This window comes from Amycolatopsis dendrobii (assembly GCF_014145675.1).
GTDB lineage: Bacteria > Actinomycetota > Actinomycetes > Mycobacteriales > Pseudonocardiaceae > Amycolatopsis > Amycolatopsis dendrobii.
On sequence record NZ_JACGZW010000046.1, the window covers coordinates 1 to 837 of the forward strand.

General features: G+C 68.5%; 1 protein-coding gene. It reads left to right on the forward strand.

The annotated features are described in order from the left end of the window. Positions 1–79: 79 nt before the first annotated feature. A partial coding sequence (locus tag H4281_RS45035) for an IS5 family transposase (RefSeq protein ID WP_182896958.1) occupies positions 80–837 on the forward strand: 758 nt, incomplete at its 3' end.

The following is an 837-nucleotide window of genomic DNA, read 5'->3' on the forward strand; positions in this document are numbered from 1 at the left end:
AGAGGGTGTTGTGGAACCTGGTGGTCGGTTCGGTGTGTCGGCTGTGGTAGCGGTGCGGTGATGATGATCATCGGGTCGGGTGTGCGTCTGTGTGTGCAAGCCGGGGTATGACTCGTCGTTGACTGATGCGCAGTGGGCGGTGGTGGAGCCGTTGCTGCCCAGGACTCATCCGGGCCTGGGCGGTCGGCCGCCGGTGCATTCGCGTCGCCTGGTGATCGACACGATCAGTTATGTGCTGGTCAGCGGGTGCGCGTGGCGGTTGGCGCCGCGTGATCTCGCGCCGTGGGCCACGGCGTATCGGGTGTTCGCGGCCTGGACCGCGGACGGCACCTGGGCGCGCGTGCACGACGTGCTGCGCGACAGGGTCCGCGTCCGCGAGGGCCGGGACCCGCAGCCCTCGGCGGCGATCCTCGACTCGCAGTCGGTGAAAACCGTCGAGGGCGGCGAACACATCGGTTACGACGCGGGGAAACGGGTGCGGGGCCGCAAACGACATGTCCTGGTCGACACGCTCGGGCTGATCCTGGGCGTGTCCGTGGGGTCGGCGTCGGTGCAGGACCGTCCCGGAGCCCGGCTGCTGCTGGCCGGGATCCGGGCACGGTTTCCACTGCTCGGGCTGGTGTGGGTGGACGGCGGCTACGTCAACTCCAAAGACGCCACCCTCGTCCGCTGGGCCGAGGAGAACGAGAACATCGAGATCGTGGCGGTGCCCCGCAACGCCGATGTGAAAGGCTTCCAGGTGCTGCCCCGCCGGTGGGTGGTGGAACGAACCTTCGGCTGGCTCACGAGGTGCAGACGCTTGACCCGCGACTACGAACGCAAAACCGCCCACGCCGA